The organism is Isoptericola sp. NPDC057653, from assembly GCF_042799955.1.
Lineage (GTDB): Bacteria > Actinomycetota > Actinomycetes > Actinomycetales > Cellulomonadaceae > Isoptericola.
This window is the reverse complement of record NZ_JBHVHP010000001.1, coordinates 388353-405692: the sequence shown is the minus strand read 5'-3', so window position 1 is coordinate 405692 and position 17340 is coordinate 388353. Positions and strand designations below refer to the sequence as shown.

The 17340-nt window shown below is 74.0% G+C and carries 18 protein-coding genes; 10 read left to right on the top strand and 8 right to left on the bottom strand.

Going from position 1 to position 17340, the window contains the following annotated elements; genetic code table 11:
* Window positions 1-12: 12 nt before the first annotated feature.
* Complete coding sequence (locus ACFU9A_RS01825) at window positions 13-1392, bottom strand: MATE family efflux transporter (RefSeq protein ID WP_430573557.1); 1380 nt, start codon at window positions 1390-1392, stop codon at window positions 13-15.
* A complete protein-coding gene (locus ACFU9A_RS01820; protein WP_430573556.1) occupies window positions 1389-2387 on the bottom strand; it encodes a phosphotransferase family protein in 999 nt (332 codons plus the stop codon). Before ACFU9A_RS01820 ends, ACFU9A_RS01825 begins: the two co-directional genes overlap by 4 nt.
* A 462-nt stretch (window positions 2388-2849) precedes the next feature.
* Here ACFU9A_RS01820 and ACFU9A_RS01815 point away from each other — a divergent pair, with 462 nt between their 5' ends.
* Window positions 2850-3632 (top strand): hypothetical protein, encoded by a 783-nt coding sequence (locus tag ACFU9A_RS01815; RefSeq protein WP_430573555.1) that lies wholly within the window; start codon window positions 2850-2852, stop codon window positions 3630-3632.
* 94 nt (window positions 3633-3726) lie between these two features.
* On the opposite strand, the gene ACFU9A_RS01810 is transcribed toward ACFU9A_RS01815, so the two are convergent.
* The 3 genes from ACFU9A_RS01810 to ACFU9A_RS01800 all read right to left on the bottom strand — a co-directional run bounded on the left by ACFU9A_RS01810 (window position 3727) and on the right by ACFU9A_RS01800 (window position 6383).
* On the bottom strand, window positions 3727-4977 hold the full coding sequence (locus ACFU9A_RS01810) for a D-alanyl-D-alanine carboxypeptidase family protein (protein ID WP_430573554.1): 1251 nt from the start codon (window positions 4975-4977) through the stop codon (window positions 3727-3729).
* Between the two features lie 222 nt (window positions 4978-5199).
* Window positions 5200-5835, bottom strand: coding sequence for a DUF305 domain-containing protein (locus ACFU9A_RS01805; RefSeq protein ID WP_430573553.1), 636 nt, complete (start codon window positions 5833-5835; stop codon window positions 5200-5202).
* An 89-nt stretch (window positions 5836-5924) separates the two neighbouring features.
* Entirely contained in the window at window positions 5925-6383 is a 459-nt protein-coding gene (locus ACFU9A_RS01800; RefSeq protein WP_430573552.1) for a hypothetical protein, read from the bottom strand.
* Between the two features lie 128 nt (window positions 6384-6511).
* Here ACFU9A_RS01800 and ACFU9A_RS01795 point away from each other — a divergent pair, with 128 nt between their 5' ends.
* The gene (locus ACFU9A_RS01795) at window positions 6512-6829 is read left to right on the top strand and encodes a DUF4235 domain-containing protein (RefSeq protein WP_430573551.1); all 318 of its coding nucleotides are present in this window, start codon (window positions 6512-6514) and stop codon (window positions 6827-6829) included.
* A gap of 15 nt (window positions 6830-6844) precedes the next feature.
* Here the strand turns inward: ACFU9A_RS01795 and ACFU9A_RS01790 are convergent, their stop codons facing one another.
* The 3 genes from ACFU9A_RS01790 to ACFU9A_RS01780 all read right to left on the bottom strand — a co-directional run bounded on the left by ACFU9A_RS01790 (window position 6845) and on the right by ACFU9A_RS01780 (window position 8276).
* The gene (locus ACFU9A_RS01790) at window positions 6845-7138 is read right to left on the bottom strand and encodes a DUF4287 domain-containing protein (protein ID WP_430573550.1); all 294 of its coding nucleotides are present in this window, start codon (window positions 7136-7138) and stop codon (window positions 6845-6847) included.
* Window positions 7138-7509, bottom strand: a complete 372-nt coding sequence (locus tag ACFU9A_RS01785) for a cupin domain-containing protein (protein WP_430573549.1) — start codon at window positions 7507-7509, stop codon at window positions 7138-7140. The genes ACFU9A_RS01790 and ACFU9A_RS01785 overlap by 1 nt, the downstream gene beginning before the upstream one ends.
* A 122-nt stretch (window positions 7510-7631) precedes the next feature.
* Complete coding sequence (locus ACFU9A_RS01780; RefSeq protein ID WP_430573548.1) at window positions 7632-8276, bottom strand: TetR/AcrR family transcriptional regulator; 645 nt, start codon at window positions 8274-8276, stop codon at window positions 7632-7634.
* 62 nt (window positions 8277-8338) lie between these two features.
* Between ACFU9A_RS01780 and ACFU9A_RS01775 the strand changes: the two genes are divergently transcribed.
* The 8 genes from ACFU9A_RS01775 (at window position 8339) to ACFU9A_RS01740 (ending at window position 17278) form a co-directional block, all read left to right on the top strand.
* Window positions 8339-9184, top strand: a complete 846-nt coding sequence (locus tag ACFU9A_RS01775) for an alpha/beta fold hydrolase (protein WP_430573547.1) — start codon at window positions 8339-8341, stop codon at window positions 9182-9184.
* A gap of 85 nt (window positions 9185-9269) precedes the next feature.
* Window positions 9270-10448: an ROK family protein gene (locus ACFU9A_RS01770; protein WP_430573546.1), complete on the top strand. Its 1179-nt coding sequence runs from the start codon at window positions 9270-9272 to the stop codon at window positions 10446-10448.
* A gap of 23 nt (window positions 10449-10471) precedes the next feature.
* Window positions 10472-11719: a Gfo/Idh/MocA family protein gene (locus tag ACFU9A_RS01765; protein ID WP_430573545.1), complete on the top strand. Its 1248-nt coding sequence runs from the start codon at window positions 10472-10474 to the stop codon at window positions 11717-11719.
* Window positions 11720-11801: 82 nt separating this feature from the next.
* Window positions 11802-12716 (top strand): carbohydrate ABC transporter permease, encoded by a 915-nt coding sequence (locus tag ACFU9A_RS01760; RefSeq protein ID WP_430573544.1) that lies wholly within the window; start codon window positions 11802-11804, stop codon window positions 12714-12716.
* Window positions 12717-12729: 13 nt separating this feature from the next.
* Window positions 12730-13689 carry a carbohydrate ABC transporter permease gene (locus tag ACFU9A_RS01755; RefSeq protein ID WP_430573543.1) on the top strand — a complete coding sequence of 320 codons (960 nt, stop codon included), beginning with the start codon at window positions 12730-12732 and terminating at the stop codon, window positions 13687-13689.
* An 11-nt stretch (window positions 13690-13700) separates the two neighbouring features.
* Entirely contained in the window at window positions 13701-15047 is a 1347-nt protein-coding gene (locus ACFU9A_RS01750) for an ABC transporter substrate-binding protein (protein ID WP_430573542.1), read from the top strand.
* 15 nt (window positions 15048-15062) lie between these two features.
* Window positions 15063-16055, top strand: a complete 993-nt coding sequence (locus ACFU9A_RS01745) for a DUF5937 family protein (protein ID WP_430573541.1) — start codon at window positions 15063-15065, stop codon at window positions 16053-16055.
* 26 nt (window positions 16056-16081) lie between these two features.
* Window positions 16082-17278 (top strand): MFS transporter, encoded by a 1197-nt coding sequence (locus tag ACFU9A_RS01740; RefSeq protein WP_430573540.1) that lies wholly within the window; start codon window positions 16082-16084, stop codon window positions 17276-17278.
* The last annotated feature ends 62 nt before the right edge of the window (window positions 17279-17340 follow it).

The following is a 17340-nucleotide window of genomic DNA, read 5'->3' as shown; positions in this document are numbered from 1 at the left end:
CGCGCGCCGCGGTCAGCGCCGCGGGAGGTCGACGACGGGCAGCTCGTGGGCCGTCCGGTCCGCGCCGCGGACGCGCCGCAGGACCACCCACGCGCAGGCCGCGGACAGCACCTCGCCGGCGGCGAGGGCCGCCCAGGTGGCGGCCGGGCCGTGGCCGCCGAGCACCAGCACCAGCGGGATCCGCACCACCAGCAGGGTGCCGATCGACAGGACGTAGGAGGGGCGGGCGCGGCCGAGCGCCTGGAAGTAGGCGGAGACCAGCGGCGTCACCCCGGCCACGGCGAACCCGACGGCGAGGGTGCGCAGCGCGCCGGTCGCGACGTCCACGACGTCCTGCTCGTCGACGAACAGCCGCACGAGCGGCTCGGCCAGCAGCGCGACGGCGACCGCCGCGCCGGCGCCGTAGATCACGGTCGCGCGCAGCGCGAGCCTGCGGGCGCGGGCGACGCGCGCGCCGAGCCGCGCCCCGGCGTTGTACCCGACGATCGGCTGCAGGCCCTGGCTGATGCCGGTCTGCGGCATGGTGACGAACGTCTGGATGCGGGCGCACAGCGCGAACGCGGCCAGCGCGACCGCGCCGCCCGCCGCGCCGTCGCGCGCGAGCGAGAGGTTGACGAGCACGGTGAGCAGCGTGGTGCCGAGGCCGGCGAGGAACGACGGCGCGCCGACCCCGAGGACGGCGCGCAGGGTGGGGCCGTGCGGGCGCAGGTCGCGCCACCGGACCCGGTACGGCCGGCGCCGCTGGAGGAAGAAGAACCAGACGCTCATCCCCGCGGACACCGCCTGGCCGCCGACCGTGCCGAGCGCCGCACCGCGCACGCCCATGTCGAGGCCGAAGATCAGCAGCGGGTCCAGGGCGATCTGGACCAGCACCGGCACCAGCCAGAGCAGCGTGGAGAACAGCATCCGACCCTCGGCGCGGACGAGGGCGGAGAAGCCGGTGGACACGATCGCGCCCGCCAGGATGACCACCGCGTAGTCGCGCGCGTAGTCGCGCGTGGCGCCGGTCGCGCCGAGGCCGGTGAGCAGCGGTCCGAGCAGCGCCAGGCCGGCCACCGTGGTCACGACCGCCGCGCCCCAGAACACGACGAACGCGTTCCCCGCGGCACGGGCGGCGCGGGCCGGGTCGCCCGCGCCGAGGCTGCGCGAGACGAGGGACGCGCCGCCGATCCCGACCGTCGTGGAGACCGCGCCCAGCGCGAGCAGGACGGGCGCGACCAGGTTGACGGCCGCCATCGCCGTCGGGCCGACGCCGCGGGCGACGAACCACGCGTTGGTGAGCGCGTAGACGCCGTAGACCCCCACGGACAGGGTGGTCTGGGTGCACGCGTGCCACAGCAGCCGCCCGACCGGGCGGGTGCCGAGGGTGTCGGCGGCGGCCGCGGTGGTCACGCCGCCTGCGACCGGGCGCGCCCGAGAAGGGCCATCGCGACGTCGAGCTGCTCGCGGGCCCAGCGGTACTGCTCGGGGGTCTGCTGCCGGTAGGTGGTCTCCACGAGCATCACGACGGCCAGCCACAGCGTGTACAGGCGGCGCCGCGTGCGCTGCCCGTCGGTGAGCTCGGTGAGCCCGAACCCGCGCTGGAACGGCGCCGGGTCGGGGAAGACGGGCAGGTCGAGGCCGGTCAGCCCTGCCTCGATGAGCGGGTCGCCGAACATGGCGCGCTCGTGGTCGATGACGGCGACGATGCGGCCGTCCCGGATCATCGAGTTCTTCATCCACAGGTCGATCTCGACGAGCCGGGGCTCCGTCACCTCGTCGAGTACGTCGGCGTGCGCGGCCCACGTCGCGCGCACGACGTCCGGGTCCCAGCCCAGCTCGACGCCGGCGCGCTCGCCGTCCGCGAGCACGCCGTGGAACGTGGCGGTCGACGCCTCGCGCCAGGTCGTGAAGCCGGGACCCTGGAGCGGCCCGAAGTGCGGTCCGACGATCGCGTTGAGCGCCCGGTTGGCCTCGCCGAGGCGCTCGAAGCCGACCTCGACCTCCGCGGGCGTGAGCTCGCCGGTCTCGGCGGCGATGCCGAGGCACAGGGCGTCCACGTGCTCCATGACGAACCAGTCCGCGTCGACGAGGTCGTGCGAGAGGTCGGCGTGGTCGACGCGCGGCACGGGCACGGCGGACTCCCGCTCGACCAGCGCCATCGCCGCGAGCTCGTTGCGCATCATGCCGCGCTCGTGGGTGAGCACCTCGACGTGCGCGGGCGGGGCGATCTTCAGCACGACGAGGCGCCCGTCGCGCAGCTCCAGCCGGTACAGGGCGTTGAAGAAGCCGTACGTCAGCTCGGTGGCGAAGTCGTCGCCCTCGGGCACGAGGTCGGCTCCGTAGGCGCGCTCGATCATCGCGCGCAGGGTCGCCGTGGGCTGGCGGTTCTTGGTGACGCTCTCCATCGGTCCTCGTCCTCGGGGGTGCGGCGGCGTCGCGCGACCAGGGATGGGAGCGCTTCCAGAGGCGCGCCCGGTCCCTCGTCGGCGAGGGGGTACCCCGCGAGCATAGACGAGCCCGCACGCTATGCCTACCGATCGGTAAGGAAAGATCGGACGGCCTTGCGCAGGGTGCGCGTGGGCCCGGGAAGCGGCTGAGAGACTGCTGAGCGGGTGAAGTTTTCGCGCGCCGGACGCCGACGCCGCGCACCGCGGGACGGCGGGTCGGGGGCTCGACGGCGACCGGGCGGGCCCCGCGAGCCCCGGCATCCCGGGCTTCCGCGCCCCCGACGCCCCCGGCGACGACGCCGGGCGCCGGTTCCCGGTACCGCCGGTCCCGGGCGGTCCGGGAGGCGGTTTCAGCAGGCACATATCACGGGCGCCTGAATAAGATCCGCGCGGCTCACCTCTCCCCTCGAAAGGGTCCCCATGCGCATCCTGTCCAAGCTCGCGGTCACCACGGTGGCGGCGGCGTCGCTCCTGCTCGGCACCGCCGTCGCGCCCGCGCCCGCGACCGCCGCGACCGGCCCCGCGATCGACGTGACCTCCGTGAAGGTCACGCCGTCCAACGGCCGGTACGCGATCAACTACAAGACCAAGGGCTACGACGTCCGCACCACGGTCAAGGTCGGTGACCTCAGCGGCTTCGGCAAGTACTGGTGGGCGGACATCTACGCCGACGTCTACAAGGGCTCGCAGCGCGTGGCGTCCAAGGCGAAGCTCGGGGTCGTCGCCTCGCAGAACTACAAGAGCCTCGACCAGTACCTCGAGGCGAAGAACTGGTGGGGGCGCGGCGACTTCAAGCTCAAGAACGTCCGCGTCGTGATCGACCACGACTACGACACGTCGACCCCGAGCATCACGCTCAAGGACGGGAAGTACTCGGGCGGCACGTTCAAGATGCGCTCGGACATCGACGGCAAGCTCAAGTACGGCAACGTCATCCGGGTGACCTCGAGCGGCAGCCACAAGACCGTGAAGGTCGGCCTGAAGAAGTTCACGACCTCCGGCTGGCACTCGTACTCGTACGCCAAGGTGAAGGTCCAGTACAAGAACTCCACCGGCTGGCACACGCGCAAGACGATCACGCTGGACAAGTCGGGCCTGCGGACCTACAAGTTCACGGCCTCGCACAAGTACAAGTACCGCATCTCGATCGCGCCGACGACGAAGATCGCCGGGGGCACGACCACGGCGACCCCGAAGATCTGACGCCTCGTACCACGCGCGAGAGGGCCTCCGGCCCGGGGACGTCCCACGTCCCCGGGCCGGAGGCCCTCTCGCCTGTCAGGAGCCCGACAGGGGCTCAGCCCATCCGCGCGACGGCGTCCGTGAACTCCCAGTGCCACGGCTCGTACTTGGAGCCGCCGGGGCGGGCCCAGTCGGGGTTGTCCCACCCGAAGGCGGGGGCGTTCGCGGCGAGCCAGGCCCACCGCGCGCCCGCGTACGTCTCGGGGCAGATGTCGACGGCGAGGCCCCAGCCGTGGTTGGACGTGCCGGGCGGCGCGGCGAGGTAGCCCTTGGCCGCCTTCGTCGCGACCTGCTGCGCGTAGCTGCGGAAGCCGTCGGTGATGCACATCGGCTCGCCCCACGCGGCCTGGTACGCCTCGTTGAGGTTGGCGAGGGCGACCGCCGCGTCGGCCCGGATCTGGGAGCGGCCGTCCCACAGCGTGCAGAGCTCGGTGGTCGGGATCTGCCCGTTGGTGCCCGTGCCGGCCGCGAACCCGCCGCAGCCCGGCAGCACGGGCGGGGCCGCCTCGATCTCGCCGCCGTCGAGCGTCTCGACCGACATCGTCGCCTGGTCCGACACCGTGATCTGCGCGGCGCCCCCCGCGGTGGTGCGCACGGTGCTGGCCTTCGCGGCGGCCTTGGCCCCGGCCTTGGCGTCGGCGCGCGCCCCGCTGCGGGAGGCGGCGCCGTCGCGGTCGTCCACCGCCGCCGCGGCCGCGGCGGTGATCGACTCCAGCGCGCCGGTCGTGGGCTGGTCGTCGCCCTCGGGCGCCATGGCCTGCGGCGCGATGGCGGTGAGCGTCGTCGTGGTGGCGACGGCGACCGTGAGCCCGACGCCGAGGCTCGTCCAGCGGCTCGGCCCCCGGCCCTTGCGCGGCTTGCGGGCCGGCACGCGGGTCGGCACGTGCGCCGGGGCCCGCCCGGGCGTGGAGACGTGCGTCGGGCCGAAGACGTGGGTGTGGGGGAACGCGCGCGGCGGTTCGGGAGCCGGCTCGGCGGCGCGGACCGGCTCGGCGGCGCGGACCGGCTCGGCGGCGCGGGCGGGTGCCGCGGTCTGCACGGGCCGCGGGATGCGGGCCTCGCGGACCGGCGCGGCCTCCCGGAGCGATGCGGCCTCCCGGAGGGATGCGGCGACGCGGACGGGCTCGGCGACGCGGACCGGCTCGGCGACGCGGACGGGCTCGGCGACGCGGACCGGCTCGACGACGAGGGGTGCCGGGGTGTGCGGCCGCTCGGCGGCGACGGGGCGGGGGCGGCCACCGCGGCCGGGGTCGCGCCGGCTCGGGTACGCCCGTGCGGGGGCCGGGGCGGCCTCTGTGGTCGTCATCGCGCGGACCGTGCGGCAGCGCAGGTGGAGCCGGGGGCGCCGCGTCGTGCGGTGTCCCGAAGAACGTGGGGTGTCATGCGACCTCTCTCAGTGCCTGGACCGCCGGGCAGAAGGTATCGCACCGGCCGGCCAAAAGTCACGAAACGATCACGGCAGGGGGTGCTCGCCGCCGGGGCGACCGCGGGCGGTGCGCCGACCCGAGGGCCGACGCACCGCCGGCGGTCACCGGGACCCGAGGAGCTCCTTCATCTGCTGGATCTCGTCGGTCTGCGTGTCGACGATGGCCTGCGCCATCGCGACCGCGTCCGCGTCCTCGCCGTCGGAGACCTCGGCCTGCGCCATCTCGACCGCTCCCTCGTGGTGCACCACCATCTGCTCGAGGAAGAGCCGCTCCGCGTCGGCGCCCTGCGCGTCGTCGAGCGCCTGCATGTCGTCGGCCGTCATCATCCCGTCGCCCGTCCCGTCGCCCATGCCGGCGTGTCCGTCGGCCGCGGGCTCGGCGCCCCAGGCCTCGAGCCAGCCGGTCAGGGTCTCGATCTCGGGGCCCTGGGCGGCCTTGATCCGCTCCGCCAGGTCGACGAGCTCCGGGCTGGTCCCGTCCTTGGCGAGCAGGGCGTCGGCCATCTCGATCGCCTGCTCGTGGTGGGGGACCATCATCTGCGCGAACATCACGTCGGCCGCGCCGGCCTCGGACGCCGAGCCGGACGGGTCCTCCGTCGACGGCGACGCGCCGGACATCCCGGCCATGTCGTGGCCGCTCCCGTCGTCGCTGCCGCCGCCGGTGCACGCGGCGAGGGAGACGGCGACGACGAGCGCGAGCGCGGGCACGCGGGCGCGCGCCAGGAAGGTGTGCTTCATGGGGGTGGTACCTCTCTCGGTGGGCTTCCGCTTGCCGGGCCCGTGCGGGCCCCGGTGTCCGGGCGCGACGGCGCCGCGGACGGGCGGGCCTACGTCCGAGAGATCCCGAGGGCGTGCAGCGAGGGGCCGGCCACCGGCCGGGAGGCGGCGGCGAGCGCGTGCCAGGACCCCGTCCGAGGCCCCTCCGCGCGCAGCAGGGAGCGGGCGCCGGGGCCGACGAGCACCAGCAGCACGGCCAGGATCATGAGGCACATCGCCGTGACCATGTCGTGGCTGCCGCAGCCGCCGTCGCCGCACCCGGCGGGGCGCTCGGAGTCGCCGGCGACGGTCGGGGCGGCGGGCGTCACGGTGGTCCCGGGCGACGCACCGGCCTGCGCGGCGACGTGCTGCTCCGCGGCGACGGCGACCGTGTGGGGGGCGCCGTGCCGCGTCGCGGAGCCGCTCATGGCGTGCATGACGACGACGCCGGCGATCAGCGTGAGCACGAGGAGGACGCCGGCGAGCCGGCCGTGCCGCCCGGTCAGCAGGGGACGCACGGTGCGGATCATGCGTCCTCCTCGGCGGTCGGTCCTGGGGTCGGCCGCGGGCGGGGCCGCGGCGACCCTGGCACTGTAACGAACGTCGACGGCGGCCGGCGTCCCGTGCGGGACGGGCGTGCCGGGCCTAGCGTCGAGGCATGAGCGAGGACATCGACGACGTCCGCACCGAGAAGAGCGGCGGCAAGGCCGCGAAGATCCTGTACCGGCCCGTCGGCATCGTGAGCTCGATCGTCGGCGGGATCGTGGCCGCACAGGTTTTCAAGCAGGTCTACAAGCGGGTCGCGCCCGGCCATCCCGACGACGCGCCCACCCCGCTGCAGTCCGAGTACCGCCTGCGGGAGATCCTGCTGGCCTCGCTGCTGCAGGGCGCGATCTTCGCCGTCGTGAAGGCGGTCATCGACCGCGGCGGGGCGCGCGCGTTCGAGCGGTGGACGGGGGAGTGGCCGGGCGACTGACGCGTCGCCCGGCCGTCACCAGTCCGCCGGCCGGGAGTCCTTGCCGTCGAGCCAGAGCCGGTCGCTCGCGTCGCGGTGCGACCCCTCCGACCCGACGTGCTTGGAGCTGATGCGGTCGCCCTTGACGATGACGTGCGCGACGGCCTGGGCGTGGCCGTGCCCGATCCCGTACGTCTCCTTGAGCCAGGCGACGACGGGGGTGGTCCTGCTGTCCGGGCCGAACCCCTGCTCGGCGGCGGCGGCCACCAGCTCCCGCGGGGTGAGGCCGGTCGTGGTCTCGACGTTGTCGAGGTACGCCTGGAAGGACATCAGTCGGTCTCCTTGGTGTCGTCCTGGGTCTCGTCCTGCCGGAACTGCTGGATCATCGTCGCCGACGCGTGGATGCACATCATGCGCAGCACGCCGGTGCCGGTGTTGGTGAAGCCGTGCCACACGTCCGGCCCCACGACGGCGGTGTCGCCGGCGTGGGCGACGACGCTCGCGTCGCCGATGCGGATCGTCGCCTCGCCCTCCAGCACCGACCACGTCTCCGTGTACGGGTGGCGGTGCAGGTCCGGGCCCTGGCCCGGGTCGTTCGTCACGAGGAAGAACGAGACGCCCGAGCCGTGGTCGCGACCCTCGAAGCGCAGCGTGCGCGAGCCGGGGATGCGGACCGTGTCGGCGGTGACCACCGAGGTCATGGTGTGTCCTCCTTCGCGAGGGCGGGCCGTCGTCGGGCCGGTGCCCGCGACGTGTCCCCAGCCTCGTGACGACCGCAGCGCCGCACGAGCGTTTCGACGTCGGTCGAAAGGTCGCTCCCCGGTCAGCTCCCGGACGGCCGCCCGGACGCCGCCCGCGCGGCCTCGAGCAGGGCAGCGGTGCTGCGGCCGGCCGCGCGCAGCGGCTCGGGGTCGCGTGTCGTGCGGGCCAGCAGGAACGCCCCCTCGGTGAGCATGACCATGGCGAGCGCGAGGTCGCGCGCCCGGTCGGCGTCGACGTGCCGGGCGAACCAGGCGGTGCCGCCCGCCAGCCAGTCCGCGAACACGTCGGCGGCGGCGGCCCGCAGCGCGGGGCGGGTGTCGACGACGTCGAGGGCCATGGTGGCGACCGGGCAGCCGTCGGCGTAGTCGCCCGCCACGAGGTCGCGGGCGGCGGAGTCGAAGGCGTGCAGGACGGCGTCGACCGGGTCGTCCCGCTCGTCGAGGAGCCCGAGCACGAGCGCCATGAACTCGGGCCCGGTGGTGCGGATCATGTCCTCCGCCAGCGCGTCCTTGCCGCCCGGGAAGAAGTGGTAGATCGAGCCGAAGGGCGCGGTGGCCTCGGTGGCGACCTGCTTCAGGCCGGTGCCGGCGTAGCCCTGGCGGGCGAAGAGCCGCGCCGCCGCGTGCCGGATCCGGGTGCGCGTCCCGGCGCCGTCGGGTGCGGGCCCGAGGAGCGGGATCGGGGGCGTGGGGGTTGCCGCGGTCATGGCACCAGCCTACGGTGGCGATGACTAGAACGATCTATCAAATCGAGGCCGGGAGGCGCGACATGGCGGTCGTGGAGCTGGCGGCGGGACCCGTCGCGTACGAGGACACGGGAGGCCCGGGCCCGGTGGTCGTGCTGGGGCACGGGCCGCCGATGGACTCGCGGGTCTGGCGCAAGGTGGTGCCGCTGCTCCCGGGCTTCCGGGTCATCACCCCGACCCTGCCGCTCGGCGGGCACCGCATGCCCCTGCGGCCGGACGCGGACCTCACCCAGCGGGGCACCGCGCGCCTGCTCGGCGACTTCCTCGACGCGCTCGACCTCACCGACGTGACCCTGGTCCTCAACGACTGGGGCGGGGGCCAGTTCCTCATCAACGAGGGCCGCACGGAGCGGGTCGGGCGCCTCGTGCTGGCGGCCTGCGAGGCGTTCGACAACTTCCCGCCCGGGCCGGCGAAGGCGCTCGGGGTCGTCGCGCGGATGCCCGGCGGCATGTGGCTCCTGCTCCAGCTGTTCCGCGTACGGGCGTTCCGCCGGATGCCCGGCGGGTACGGCGGGATGTCGGTCGCCGGCATCCCCGACGACCTCCTCGTGGACTGGTTCCGCCCGGCGACCCGCGACCGGCGCGTGCGGCGCGACTTCGCCAGGTTCGCGCGGGGCGCCCCGCCCCGCGACCAGCTGCTGCGTCTCGCCGCCGGGTGGGGCGCGTTCACCCGGCCGGTGCTCGTGGTGTGGGCGGCGCAGGACCGGCTCATGCCGGCCGACCACGGGCCGCGGCTCGCGGCGCTCTACCCGGACGCGCGGCTCGAGGTGGTGGAGGGCTCGTCGACGCTGCTCGGGGAGGACCAGCCGGAGCTGTTCGCGCGGCTGCTGGCGGAGTTCGCGGCCCGGCCGGACGTCCGCGCGTCGTGAGCCCGACGCGCGTGGGACGGCGCCCGGGACACGGATCCGGACCAATTCATTGACACGGTGAAGGAATAGGCGCCAGGGTGTGGGGGTGCAGCGCCGCGCAGACCTTCCTCGCCTCGGCTCGCTCGGGCCCTCCGCCCGGGCGGTGGTGCGCGCCCTGCTGCTGGCCGGGCCGCTCTCGCGGGCGGAGCTCGCGCGGCGCCTCGAGCGGTCGCCGGCGAGCATCACGAAGATCACGCAGCCCCTCCTCGCCGCCGGCCTGATCGGCGAGGTCACGGCCCTGACGGCCGCCGAGAGCCCGGGGCGCCCGGGCGCGCCGCTGGCGCTGCGGGCGGACCACCACCGGTTCCTCGGCGTCAAGGTGACCGCGGACGAGGCGTACGCGGTCCGGACGGACGCCGCCGGGAGCGTGCAGGCCTTCGCCCACCGCCCCCTGGCCGACGTCGAGCAGGCCACCGTCGTGGCCGAGATCATTGAACTGGTGAACGAACTCGCGGGCCCGGGGGAGATCCAGGCGCTCGGGGTCGGCCTCGCCGGCCAGATGTCCCGGTTCGACGACACCGTGCGCGCCAACGCCTTCCTCGGCTGGGACCAGGTCCCCCTGGCGCGGATCCTGGAGGAGGCCACCGGCATCCCCACCGTCCTCAGCGAGGACGCCCGCGCGCTGACCGCCGGCGTCCACTGGTCCGGGCCCGGCCGCGGGATGAGCGACTTCGCCGTCCTGACCGTCGGCGTCGGCGTCGGGCTGGGCATCGTCATCGAGGACCGCGTGCTCGCGGGCCCGACGGGCAAGGTCGGCCGGATCGGGCACACCCGCGTCGCCGATTCCGGCCCGGTCTGCACGCACGGGCACCGCGGCTGCGCCTCGGCCTTCCTCACCACCGCCTCCATCACCCGGGGCATCGGCGTGCCGCACGGCCGCGCCGACCTCGGGCTGGAGGAGGCGCTCGGGCTCGCCGAGGCGGGCGACGCCGCCGCCCTGCGCGTCTTCGAGGACGCCGGTCACGCCCTGGGCGTCCTCGTCGCGGAGCTCGCGAACATGCTCGGGCTGCCCGCGGTGATCCTCGCCGGCGACGGGCTGGGCATGATCGCCCACGCCCGGCGGCGCATGGACGCCGCGATCGCCGACCACCTCGACCCGAACGCGACCGCGCCGACCGTGGTCGCCTTCTCCTCCGGCTTCGACGAGTGGGCCCGCGGCGCCGCCGTCGTGGCCTGCCAGTGGATGCTCGTCGACCCCCCGCTCCACCACACCGCACCGGCATGACCCGACCCACGCAGGAGGCACCGTTGTCCGCACTTCCCCTCGACCCGACCGTCCCGCTCGCCGAGGACGCCGGCTCGATCAGCATCGGCATCGTCGGCGCCGGGCAGTTCTCCCGGAGCTTCGCGACGCTCTGGGACCTGCACCCGAACGTCGACCGGCTCACCATCACCGACCTCGTCCCCGAGCGCGCCAAGGCGCTGGCCGACCGTTACGACCGGGCGACCGTCGTCGACAGCTTCGAGGAGATGCTCGACTCCGACGTCGACGCCGTCGCGATCTTCACGCAGCGGTGGACGCACGCGCCGCTGGTGCTGGCCGCGCTGGAGGCGGGCAAGCACGTGTACTCGGCCGTGCCGATGGCCACCGAGCTCACCGACATCGAGGCGATCATCGACGCCGTCGAGCGCACCGGCCTCACCTACATGATGGGCGAGACGAGCTACTACAACCCGGCCACGGTCTTCGTCCGGGAGAAGGTGCGGGAGGGCGCGCTCGGCCGGGTCTTCTACGCCGAGGGAGACTACGTCCACGACATGGACCTCGGGTTCTACGCCGCCTACCAGTACAGCGGCGGGGAGAACTGGAAGGCCACCGCCAGCTACCCGCCCATGCTCTACCCGACCCACGCGATCGGCGGCGTCCTCGGCGCCCTGCCGACGCGCGCCGTCAGCGTGAGCTGCATCGGCGTGGAGGACCAGCGCGGGGACGGCGTCTTCGACCGGGAGGTCAGCCAGTTCGGCAACAGCTTCTCCAACGCGACGGCGCTCTTCGAGCTGTCCGACGGCGGCGCGATGCGCACCAACGAGATGCGCCGCGTGGGCTACCCGTCGCACATCCGCGAGTCGCGGTTCCGCTTCTTCGGCACGGAGGCGAGCTTCGAGCAGCTCGCGCACCAGAGCGTGTGGAACGACAAGGAGACGTCCACGGACGTCTCGGCCGACTTCGTCCCGGTCCGCGGGAACGGCGACGACGCCGACCTCGCCGACGTGGACCCGGCGCTGCGGGAGGCGTTCACGTCCGGGTCCGCGCCCGTGCACGACCGCACCCGGCTGCCCGCCGCGTACGCCGAGGCCCCCAACGGGCACGAGGGCTCGCACCACTTCCTCGCCGACGACTTCGTGCGCGGCGTGGTCACCGGGGAGCACCCGCCGGTCGACGCCTGGCGGTCCGCGGCGTTCACCGCGCCCGGCATCGTGGCGCACGAGTCCGCCCTCGCGGGCGGCCACCGGCTGCCCATCCCCGACTTCGGGGGCCGCCCCGCCCGCGACTGAGCGCGCACCACCGGCCCGGCGTCATCGGCGACGCCGGGCCGTTCCCCGAGCACCGCCTGCAACGACGCAAGGAGGTACATCGATGGCTGCACCGTCCGCACCGACCGTCCGAGGAGAACGGGTGGGGCGCCGCCGGGACGACACCCGGCTCGCCCTCGCGTTCATCCTGCCGGCCACCATCGGCCTGGTGGTCTTCTACTTCTGGCCGCTGGTCCGCGGGATCTGGCTGAGCTTCACGTCCTGGGACCTGCTCAGCCCGGCCCGGTTCGTGGGCCTGGACAACTACCGGGAGATGGTCGCGGACCCGGTGTTCTGGAACGCCGTCCGGGTCACGCTCGAGTACGTCGTGATCAACATCGTGCTCCAGACCGCGGTGGCCCTGCTGCTCGCGATGCTGATGCAGCGCCTGAGCCGCTCCACGCTGCTGCGCTCGCTGGTGCTGGCCCCCTACCTCGTCTCGAACGTGGTCGCCGCGCTGGTGTTCCTGTGGATCCTCGACTACCAGCTCGGCATCGGGAACCAGGTGCTGGAGTGGATGGGCCTGGACCGCATCGGCTTCTTCACCTCGGAGGAGTGGGCCATCCCGACCATCGCCGTGGTGAACGTCTGGCGGCACATGGGCTACACGGCGCTGCTGATCTTCGCCGGCCTGCAGACCATTCCGCACACCACGTACGAGGCGGCCCGCGTGGACGGTGCCTCGGAGACGCGCACCTTCTTCGGCATCACCCTGCCCCTGCTGCGGCCGATCCTCGGCCTCGTCCTGATCATCTCGGTGATCGGCTCGTTCCAGGTGTTCGACACCGTGGCGGTCACGACCAACGGCGGCCCCGTGGACGCCAGCCGGGTGCTGCAGCTCTACATCTACGACAAGGCGTTCGCGCAGTTCGACTTCGGCTACGCGTCGGCGCTGAGCGTGGCCATGCTGCTGATCCTGGTGGTCGTCACCTTCTTCCAGTACCGCATGACGCGGGCCGGCCAGACGGACCTGAACTAGGGAGCGGGCGACCATGACCGAGACCACGACGGCTCCGGCCGCACCCGCGACCACCGCGGCACCCACCTCGCAGGACGTGCCGGCCCCGCGCCGCCGCCGCCCGCCCAGCATCGGCAAGGTGGTGGCCTGGGTGGTGATGGGCCTGCTGCTGCTCATCACCCTGTTCCCCTTCTACTGGATGCTGCGCACGGCGCTGTCCAGCAACGGGGCCCTGTACGCCAACGCGACCTCGTTGCTGCCGGTCGACTTCAGCTGGGGCGGCTTCGAGCGCGTCTTCGGGCTGCAGTCCACGGAGGAGGCCATCGCGCAGGGCGGCTCCGGGGCGTCCATCGACTTCTGGCTCTACCTGCGCAACTCGGTGGTGGTGGCCACCGTGGTCACCGTCTGCCAGGTGTTCTTCTCCGCGATGGCGGCGTACGCGTTCTCCCGCCTGCACTGGCGGGGCCGCAACGCGGTGTTCGCCGTGTTCCTGCTGTCGCTGATGGTGCCGGTGATCTTCACGCTGCTGCCGAACTTCATCCTGGTCCGGGAGCTGGGGCTGATCGACACGCTGCTCGGCATCATGTTGCCGGGGCTGTTCATGACCCCGTTCGCGATCTTCTTCCTGCGGCAGTTCTTCATGAACGTCTCCACGGAGGTGGAGGAGGCGGCGCTGATCGACGGCGCCAGCAAGGTCCGGGTCTTCTTCGCGATCATCATCCCGATGTCCGTGGGGCCGATCGCGACCATCGCGATCCTCACCTACATCGGGTCGTGGAACGACTACTTCTGGCCGCTGATGGTCTCCTACACCGACGACTCCCGGGTGCTCACCGTGGCGCTCGGCAACTTCAACGCGCAGACCCCGCAGACGGGGCCGGACTGGGCCGGGCTGATGGCCGCGACCCTGGTGGCCGCGCTGCCGATGATCCTGCTCTTCCTCGCGTTCGCGAGACGGATCGTCAACTCCATCGGCTTCAACGGGATCAAGTGAGGCGGCCCATCGTGCGTACACGTCGAACCGCGGCGTCCCTGGCCGCGGCACTGACCGCCGGCACCCTGGCCCTCGCGGGGTGCGCGGCACCCGGCGCGGCGGACGACTCCGTCGTCGTCGACTACTGGCTGTGGGACGCCAACCAGCTGCCCGCCTACCAGCGCTGCGCGGACGCCTTCGAGGAGCAGAACCCGGACCTCGAGGTCCGGATCAGCCAGTACGGCTGGGGCGACTACTGGCGCAAGCTCACCGCCGGCTTCGTGGCGGGGGCCGGCCCGGACGTCTTCACCGACCACCTCACCCAGTACCCCGGCTTCGCGCAGAAGGGGCTGCTGCTGGACCTCAACACCCTCGGGGCGACGCGCGACGTCGACTACGGCGGGTTCCAGGAGGGCCTCGCGGACCTGTGGGTGGGGCAGGACGGCGCCCAGTACGGCATGCCGAAGGACTTCGACACGGTCGCGCTGTTCTACGACACGAAGGTCCTGTCCGACGCCGGTCTGGGCCCGGCGGACCTCGAGGGCCTCGACTGGAACCCTGAGGACGGCGGCAGCTTCGAGAAGGTCCTCGCCCACCTCAGCGTCGACGAGAACGGGGTGCGCGGCGACGAGGAGGGCTTCGACCCGAAGAACGTCGCCGTGTACGGCATGGCCTCGAACGGGTCGGGCGGCACCTCCGGTCAGACGACGTGGTCGTGGCTGGCCGGGGCGACGGGCTGGAAGTTCACCGACGCGGACGTGTGGGGCACGGAGTACCACTTCGACGACCCGCGCGTGCAGTCCTCGCTGAAGTGGCTGTTCGGCCTGGTCGACAAGGGGTTCATGGCGCCGTACGAGGAGGTCGGCACGGAGCCCAACCCGCAGCAGGCCCTCGGCTCGGGGCGCGCCGTGATCTCCGCGAACGGGTCGTGGATGCTCGGCACGTACGCCAACCTCGACGGCGTCGACCTGGGCATCGCGAGCCTGCCGAGCGGCCCGGTCGGCCACCCGGTCTCCATGTACAACGGCCTCGCCGACTCGATCAGCGCCCAGTCCCCGAACCCCGAGGAGGCCGCCCGCTGGGTGGAGTTCCTCGGCTCGGACGACTGCCAGCGCCTCGTGGGGGAGGCCGGGGTGGTGTTCCCGGCCCGGCCCGCCGGCACCGCGGCCGCGATCGACGCGTTCGCGGACCGCGGCCTGGACGTCTCGGTGTTCACGGACCTGGTGGAGAAGAAGCAGACGCTCTTCTTCCCGGTGACCGAGCAGTTCGGCGCGATCGACTCGATGATGACGCCGATCATGGACGAGATCTACATCGGCGACCGCGACGTCTCCACGCTCACGGAGGTGAACGACCGGATCAACGGCCTGCTGAAGTGAGGCTACGGTGACGCCGTGCCCAGCCAGCAGCGCCGGAACGTCGTGGAGCTCCGCCTCGCCCCCGACGACGTCTCGGCGATCCGGTTCGGCGTCTCGCCCGGCCACGAGCTCGCGCACGCGGTGCGCGTGCTGGGGCGGCCGCAGTACCACCCGCTGCAGTGGGGGTGGCTGCGGCGGGCTCGCGGCCGGGCCCCCGCCCGCGCGTTCGACCTGCTGCGCCTGCTCGTGGGCCCGGACGGGTACCTGCCGGACTTCCTCACCTCCACGCCCGGCTGGGACCTCGGCCCCGACGAGGAGGTGGCGAGGATGCGGGAGGCGGACCTCGCGTCGGTGCGGGTCGACCTCCTCAAGCGGGTGGACCGCACCGAGGGCGCCGAGCAGCGCGTGCTGCGGGCCCTCGCCGACGACCCGGAGCGGGCCCGCGCGCTGGCGGCGGACGCCTGGGTGCAGGTGTGGGACGCCGTCCTCGCGCCGACGTGGCCGCAGCTCGAGCGCCTGCTGCGTGCCGACATCGGCGCGCGGTCGCGCCGCGTGACCACCCTCGGCCTCGGCGCCATGGTCGACACGCTGCACGAGGCGGTGACCTGGGCGCCCGACGCCGTGCAGGTGCGGCTGCGGATGCACGGCGAGGTGCTCGACTGCGCGGGCAGCGGCCTGGTGCTGGTGCCGTCGGTCATGGCGCCGCGGTGCTCGGTGGTCACGGAGCCGCCCGCGCAGCCCACGCTGTTCTACCCCGCGCTGGGGATCTCCGAGCGCTGGGCCGACGACGCCCCCGACACGTCCGGGGCGCTCGCCGACCTGCTCGGCGCCGGCCGCGCGGGCGTCCTGCTCGCCCTCACGGGCCCGCTGTCGACGACCGAGGTGGCGGCCGCCGGCGGCCTCGCCGTCTCGACGGCGTCGCACCACCTCACGCTGCTGCGCGCCGCCCGCCTGGTCGACTCGCGCCGGGAGGGGCCGCGGGTGCTGCACGTGCGCACCCCGCTCGGGGAGGCGCTCGTCGGGGCGTGACACCCGGCCCGCGGTAGGTTCGCCCGATGCGCCGTCCCGCCCCCCGCTCGTCGTCGTCCGTCGCCCGCGTCCCCGGGTTCCGGCCGCTGCTGGCGATGTCGGCGCTGGGCTTCTCGGGGTACGCGCTGCTGCTGCCGGCTGCGCCCCTGTGGGCGGTGCGCGGCGGCGCGACCGAGGGCGGCGCCGGCCTCGTCAACGCGGTGCTCATGCTGGCCACGGTGCTCACGCAGACCACCGTGCCGTGGCTGCTGCACCGGGTGGGGTGGCGCCTGACGATGGTGGTGGGCGTCGTGCTGCTGGGCGCGCCGTCGCTGCTGTTCATGGCCACCGACCAGCTCGGCTGGCTGCTCGCCCTGTCGGCCGTCCGTGGCACCGGGTTCGCGGTGCTGACGGTGTGCGGGTCGACGGCGGTCGCCGCCCTCGTGGACGGGCCGCGGCACGGCCGCGCGATCGGCCTGTACGGGCTGTCGATCGCGTTCCCGCAGCTGGTGCTGGTGCCGAGCTCGGCGTGGGTGGCGGAGACCCTCGACTTCCGTGTCGTCTTCGCCCTCGGGGCGCTGCCGGTGCTCGCGGCGCCGTTCGCGGCGCGGCTCGGCCGGCGGCTCGACGCCGCGGCGGCGGACGCGACGACCGGCGCCGCGCCCGACACGGTCGCCGCGACGGGCCGGGGCCGCACGCTGCTCGCCCTGCTGATGCCGTCGCTGGTGCTCCTCGCGGTGACGACGCCGGGCGGCGCGCTGCTGACGTTCGCCCCGCAGTTCGCGGGCGGCGCGGGCGCGGCGGTGGCGGGGCTGCTCGGCTTCACGGCCGCGACGGCCCTCGCGCGCTGGGGCGTGGGCGGGTTCGCCGACCGCTTCGGGCCGCGCGTCTTCCTCGCGCCGCTGCTCCTCGTCTGCGCGGGCGGACTCGCGCTGTGCGCCGCCGCGATCGCGGACGGCGGCGCCCGCCCGGCGCTGCTCCTGCTCGGCATGACGGTGGTGGGCGTCTCCTACGGCAGCCTGCAGAACCTCACGCTCGTCGCCGCCTTCGCCGCCGTGCCGGCGCGGCAGCACAGCACCGCCAGCGCCGTGTGGAACATCGGGTTCGACGCCGGCACGGGGCTCGGCTCGCTGGTCGTCGGCTTCATCGCGGCGGGCGCCAGCTTCTCCGTGGGCCTGCTGACCACGGCGGCGGTGTGCGTCGTCGCGGCCGTCGCCGTCGTGCTCACCCGCCCCCCGCGCTGACCAGGCGCGTCCTCCTGGTGCACGATGGGAGAGGACCACGACGAGCAGCACGACGAGCGCCA

Excerpts from the sequence above, each read along its gene's own strand:
- ACFU9A_RS01775 (WP_430573547.1), top strand. The coding sequence starts at position 8,339 with ATGGCGGTCGTGGAGCTGGCGGCGGGACCCGTCGCGTACGAGGACACG.
- ACFU9A_RS01755 (WP_430573543.1), top strand. The coding sequence starts at position 12,730 with ATGACCGAGACCACGACGGCTCCGGCCGCACCCGCGACCACCGCGGCA.
- ACFU9A_RS01785 (WP_430573549.1), bottom strand. The coding sequence starts at position 7,509 with ATGACCTCGGTGGTCACCGCCGACACGGTCCGCATCCCCGGCTCGCGC.
- ACFU9A_RS01780 (WP_430573548.1), bottom strand. The coding sequence starts at position 8,276 with ATGACCGCGGCAACCCCCACGCCCCCGATCCCGCTCCTCGGGCCCGCA.
- ACFU9A_RS01760 (WP_430573544.1), top strand. The coding sequence starts at position 11,802 with ATGGCTGCACCGTCCGCACCGACCGTCCGAGGAGAACGGGTGGGGCGC.
- ACFU9A_RS01815 (WP_430573555.1), top strand. The coding sequence starts at position 2,850 with ATGCGCATCCTGTCCAAGCTCGCGGTCACCACGGTGGCGGCGGCGTCG.
- ACFU9A_RS01790 (WP_430573550.1), bottom strand. The coding sequence starts at position 7,138 with ATGTCCTTCCAGGCGTACCTCGACAACGTCGAGACCACGACCGGCCTC.
- ACFU9A_RS01740 (WP_430573540.1), top strand. The coding sequence starts at position 16,082 with ATGCGCCGTCCCGCCCCCCGCTCGTCGTCGTCCGTCGCCCGCGTCCCC.
- ACFU9A_RS01810 (WP_430573554.1), bottom strand. The coding sequence starts at position 4,977 with ATGACGACCACAGAGGCCGCCCCGGCCCCCGCACGGGCGTACCCGAGC.
- ACFU9A_RS01820 (WP_430573556.1), bottom strand. The coding sequence starts at position 2,387 with ATGGAGAGCGTCACCAAGAACCGCCAGCCCACGGCGACCCTGCGCGCG.
- ACFU9A_RS01800 (WP_430573552.1), bottom strand. The coding sequence starts at position 6,383 with ATGATCCGCACCGTGCGTCCCCTGCTGACCGGGCGGCACGGCCGGCTC.
- ACFU9A_RS01795 (WP_430573551.1), top strand. The coding sequence starts at position 6,512 with ATGAGCGAGGACATCGACGACGTCCGCACCGAGAAGAGCGGCGGCAAG.
- ACFU9A_RS01805 (WP_430573553.1), bottom strand. The coding sequence starts at position 5,835 with ATGAAGCACACCTTCCTGGCGCGCGCCCGCGTGCCCGCGCTCGCGCTC.